Origin of the sequence: Fulvivirga aurantia (assembly GCF_009711475.1) — a bacterium.
GTDB lineage: Bacteria > Bacteroidota > Bacteroidia > Cytophagales > Cyclobacteriaceae > Fulvivirga > Fulvivirga aurantia.
This window is the reverse complement of record NZ_SMMD01000683.1, coordinates 1-5,611: the sequence shown is the minus strand read 5'-3', so window position 1 is coordinate 5,611 and position 5,611 is coordinate 1. Positions and strand designations below refer to the sequence as shown.

The 5,611-nt window shown below is 41.5% G+C and carries 3 protein-coding genes; all 3 read left to right on the top strand.

The annotated features are described in order from the left end of the window. The coding region (locus E1176_RS07295) for a 3-hydroxyacyl-CoA dehydrogenase/enoyl-CoA hydratase family protein (RefSeq protein WP_155209948.1) at positions 1-2,378 on the top strand (2,378 nt) is incomplete at its 5' end. Positions 2,379-2,450: 72 nt separating this feature from the next. Continuing rightward, the gene (locus E1176_RS07290; protein ID WP_155209947.1) at positions 2,451-3,626 is read left to right on the top strand and encodes a thiolase family protein; all 1,176 of its coding nucleotides are present in this window, start codon (positions 2,451-2,453) and stop codon (positions 3,624-3,626) included. 128 nt (positions 3,627-3,754) lie between these two features. Next, positions 3,755-5,584: an acyl-CoA dehydrogenase family protein gene (locus tag E1176_RS07285; protein WP_155209946.1), complete on the top strand. Its 1,830-nt coding sequence runs from the start codon at positions 3,755-3,757 to the stop codon at positions 5,582-5,584. The last annotated feature ends 27 nt before the right edge of the window (positions 5,585-5,611 follow it).

Sequence of the window (5,611 nt, the reverse complement as noted above, 5' to 3'; positions counted from 1 at the left end):
CAGTACTAGGCTCAGGTATCATGGGTTCTCGTATTGCTTGTCATTTCGCAAATATTGGTGTCAATGTTTTACTGCTCGATATTGTTCCTCGAGAACTCACAGAGCAAGAGCAGAAAAAGGGACTTACTATGGAAGACAAGGCTGTGAGAAACAGAATTGTTAACCAGGCATTCGACACAGCGGTAAAGTCCAAACCGGCACCTTTATATAATAAAGCGTTTGCAAGCCGTATCTCACTCGGAAACTTCGATGACGATATGGAGAAAATCAAAGACTGCGACTGGATCATCGAAGTTGTTGTTGAGAATCTTGATATCAAAAAGAAGGTTTTTGATCAGGTAGAAAAATATCGAAAGCCAGGTACACTTATCACATCAAATACTTCAGGTATTCCAATCAACCTGATGCTTGATGGTAGAAGTGATGATTTCCAAAAGCACTTCTGCGGAACTCACTTCTTCAACCCTCCAAGATATCTGAAGTTATTAGAGATAATACCAACTCCTAAAACCGACCAGGGTATTGTAGACTTTCTGATGAACTACGGAGACCTTTACTTGGGTAAAACTACGGTGTTATGTAAAGATACGCCTGCTTTTATCGCCAACCGAGTAGGTATCTATGCCATACTCAAGGTGATAGATTCGATGCAAAAACTTGGCCTTAATGTAGACGAAGTAGATAAGCTTACAGGACCAGTAATAGGTAGACCAAAGTCAGCAACATTCAGAACTTCTGATGTTGTCGGTCTCGATACTTTAATAAAAGTAGCCAACAACCTATACGAAAGCCTTCCTGATGATGAAGGTCGTGAGACCTTTAACCTACCTGATGTTGTAGGTAAGTTGGAAGAAAATAAGTGGTTAGGAGACAAGACGGGTCAGGGTTTTTATAAGAAAACTAAAGACGCTAAAGGTAAGACTGAGATCCTAACATTAGATTTAGAATCATTAGAGTACAAGCCTAAGTCAAGACCTAAGTTTGCCACCCTTGAGGCTACCAAGCCGATTGAAAGTCTTAAAGAAAGATTCAAACCATTATTCTCAGGAAAAGACAAGGCGGGTGAATTCTACAGAGATTCATTTTATGCTCTTTTCAAATATGTTTCTAACCGTATACCGGAAATCGCAGACGAGTTATACAAAATAGACGATGCTGTATGTGCTGGTTTTGGATGGGAAGTTGGGCCTTTTGAAACATGGGATGCAGTCGGAGTGAAAAAGACTGTAGAAAAAATGGAAGAAATGGGCTACAAGCCTAACCAGTGGGTATATGATATGCTCGATGCTGGTATTGAAACTTTCTACACTGCAAAAGATGGTGTAAGGCATTATTATGACATCGAGTCTAAATCTTACAAAGCGGTACCTGGTGCTGAAGAGTTTATCATTCTTGATAACATCAGAGAAAACAAAGTAATCTGGAGTAACTCAGGTGCTTCGATCTTCGACTTAGGTGATGGTGTTCTCAACTTAGAATTCCACACCAAAATGAACACACTTGGTGGAGAAGTAGTAGAGGGAATTAACAAAGCCATTGATATGGCTGAAAAGGATTATAAAGGATTGGTTATTGGTAACCAGGGAGCACAATTCTCTGCAGGTGCCAACCTTGGTATGGTGTTTATGTATGCCATCGAGCAGGAGTATGATGAGATTGATTTCATGATCCGTCACTTCCAGAATACCATGATGCGAGTAAGATACTCAAGTGTACCTGTAGTGGTTGCCCCACACGGTCTATCACTTGGTGGAGGTTGCGAAATGTCAATGCATGCAGATGTCATTCAAGCAGCAGCCGAGACTTACATTGGCCTGGTAGAAGTAGGCGTAGGCCTAATCCCTGGTGGTGGTGGTACCAAGGAGTTGACTAAGAGAATTTCTGATCGATTTGAAAGTGGTGATGTCGAACTCAACGCGCTTCAAAATGCGTTTATGAATATAGCTACTGCTAAGGTTGCTACATCAGCGCACGAGGCAATGGATATGAGCATCATAAGATCTATCGACAGAATTTCTATCAACAAAGACAGGCAAATAGCTGACGCAAAAGCCACTGTTATTGAGTTAGCAGATGCGGGATATACCAAACCAATTGAGGCTACGAACATAAAAGTCCAAGGTAAAACTGGTATGGCGCTCGTAATGGCCGGTGTAAATGGAATGAAGATGGGTAAGTATGCTTCAGAGCATGATGCAAAGATTGCCGAGAAGATCGGTTATGTGATGTGTGGAGGTGATTTATCTTATCCACAAATGGTGTCTGAGCAATACCTGCTTGATCTTGAAAGAGAAGCATTCTTATCTCTTACGGGTGAGAAAAAGACGCTTGAGAGAATTCAGTCGATTTTAACAACGGGTAAACCGCTTAGAAATTAATAATAGCTATGAGCTTTGAGCAGCGAGCCATTAGCTCACAACTCGAAACTCTTAACTCAAAACATTACAAAAATGAACGCATATATAGTAAAAGGATTTAGAACAGCGGTTGGAAAAGCCAAAAAAGGTGGCTTTAGGTTTACAAGACCAGACGACTTAGCTGCAGATGTAATTAAGCATCTGGTTTCAGAAACAAAAGGCTTAGACCCAATGCTCGTGGATGACCTTATCGTGGGTAATGCAGTGCAGGAAGCTGAGCAAGGTATGCAAATGGGTAGAATGATATCTCTACTTGCGCTACCTAAAGAAGTGCCTGGTATGGTGATCAACAGATACTGTGGCTCTGGTTTGGAGGCAATTAATATTGCCGCGGCCAGAATTCATGCAGGAATGGCGGATTGTATCATCGCTGGTGGTACCGAGTCAATGTCTTTGGTACCAGTTATGGGTTATAGAACAGCACTCAATTATGAGATAGCTTCTAAACACCCGGATTATTACACCAGCATGGGGCTCACTGCTGAGCAGGTGGCCGAAAAATATAAGGTTTCAAGAGATGATCAGGATGAGTTTGCTTACCAATCACATCAAAAAGCAGCAGCTGCAATCAAAGAAGGTCGCTTCAAAGATGAAATCGTACCGATTACTGTTAAGGAAACTTATCTTGACGCTAACCTGAAGAAAAAAACCAGAGAATTTACAGTTGATACTGACGAAGGAGTAAGAGCTGACACGAGCAAAGAAGTTTTAGGAAAGCTAAAACCAGTTTTCGCTCAGGGTGGATCTGTAACAGCGGGTAACTCTTCACAAACATCAGATGGAGCTGCCTTTGTGATGGTGATGTCTGAGAAGATGGTGAAGGAGTTGAACCTGGAGCCAATCGCTAGAATGGTAAGCTACGCAGCTGCAGGTGTTGAGCCTAGAATTATGGGAATCGGACCAGTTGCGGCAGTGCCAAAAGCATTAAAACTTGCAGGTCTTAAGCTTGATGATATCGATCAGATAGAGTTAAACGAAGCTTTTGCAGCACAATCTTTAGCTGTAATTAGAGAGCTGGGCATCGATCCGGATAAACTAAACCCTAATGGGGGAGCAATTGCCTTAGGTCACCCACTAGGATGCTCGGGAGCCAAATTATCGATCCAGCTATTCAATGAGATGAGAAGAAGAAATCAGAAGTATGGAATGGTAACTGCCTGTGTTGGTGGTGGCCAGGGAGTAGCAGGGATATATGAACTATTAAATTAAGCTATTAGCTACAAGTTGTGAGCTGTGAGTATCTCTCATAGCTCATAGCTCGAAGCTCTAAACTATAAGGAAATAAAATTACTAGTAAGGTCGGGGGAGCCTCCTTACAATTAAAAAATCTACTAATTATGAGCACCACAGCAACAGAACAATCAAAAGAGGTAGCAAATCAGACTGCATCTGCTATCAAAGGAGGAGAGTTCCTCATCAAAGAAACAAACGCACAAGAAGTATTTACACCTGAAGAGTGGACGGAAGAGCAAAAGATGATTGCTCAAACTTGTAAAGACTTTTTGGAGCAGGAGATATATCCGCGATTAGACGAAATCGATTCTATGGAGAAGCCGGAATTAATGCCTTCTCTATTAGATAAAGCAGGAGAACTTGGTTTATTAGGAACGTCTATTCCGGAAAAATATGACGGTTTTGGTATGAATTTCAACACCTCTATGCTTGTAGCAGAGGTTTTGGGAGCGGGTCATTCTTTTGCCGTAGCTATTTCGGCACACACGGGAATCGGCACACTACCTATTTTATATTATGGTAACGATGATCAAAAGGCAAAATATTTGCCAAAATTAGCCACTGGTGAGTATAAAGCAGCTTATTGTTTAACAGAGCCAGATTCAGGATCTGATGCCAACTCTGGTAAAACGAAAGCTAAGCTTACTGATGATGGCAAGCACTACATCATCAATGGCCAGAAGATGTGGATAACAAACGGTGGTTTTGCCGATATCTACATTGTATTTGCCAAAATTGATGATGATAAAAACTTAAGTGCGTTTATCGTTGAGAAAGAATTTGGCGGTATTACAATGAATGAGGAAGAGAAAAAGATGGGTATCAAAGGATCATCTACCCGTCAGGTCTTCTTCAACGATTGTAAGGTGCCTGTTGAAAACATGTTATCAGACAGAGAAAATGGCTTCAAGATAGCAGTTAACATCCTAAATATTGGTCGTATTAAATTGGGTGCAGCTGCTATCGGAGCTTGTAAAGCCGTTACTTCTCATGCAGTTAATTATGCCAACGAAAGAAAGCAGTTTGGCACGTCAATCTCAAGCTTTGGAGCTATTAAGCATAAAATTGCTGAAATGGCTTCTAAAATTTATGCATCTGAGTCAGCGCACTACAGAGCAGGTCAAAACATCGATGACGCTTACGATAGCTTAGTTAGTCAGGGTATGGAAGCTGCTGAAGCCAGACTGAAGTCTGTGGAAGAGTTTGCCATAGAATGTGCGATACTCAAAGTGCACGGTTCTGAAGTATTAGACTACGTGGTAGACGAAGGGGTGCAGATTTATGGAGGCATGGGCTTCTCAGCGGACGGCCCTATGGACAGAGCCTACAGAGATGCACGTATCAACAGAATCTTTGAAGGTACAAACGAGATTAACCGCATGCTCTCTATCGATATGTTGTTGAAGAAAGCTATGAAAGGTAAGCTTGACCTAATGAGCCCTGCTATGGCAGTGCAAAAAGAGCTAATGTCTATTCCAGATTTTGGAGCTTCTGATGGCGATGAGCTTTTTGCAAAAGAGAAGAAGATTCTTAAGAACTTGAAAAAAGCTGGCCTAATGGTAGCAGGAGCGGCTGTTCAGAAGTTTATGCAAAACCTTAGCCAAGAGCAAGAAATTCTTATGAATCTGGCCGACATGCTAATCGAAGGTTATGTAGCAGAATCTGCATTATTGAGAGTAGAAAAACTAATCAGCCAAAAAGGTGAAGAGGCAATGAGTATCGAGACTGATATGATGCGTATTTATCTTTATGAAGCAGTAGAAAGAGCAGCAGCAGCTGGTAAGCAAGCAATCTATGCATTTGCAGAGGGAGATGAGCAGCGAATGATGCTTATGGGCCTTAAGCGATTCACAAAATTAGAGCCGCTTAACCTTAAGGATGCACGCAGAAGAGTTGCTGACCATGTAATAGCAAAAAATGAATATCCGTTTTAGTTTATAGTTAATTTTTTGGTTAAAGTA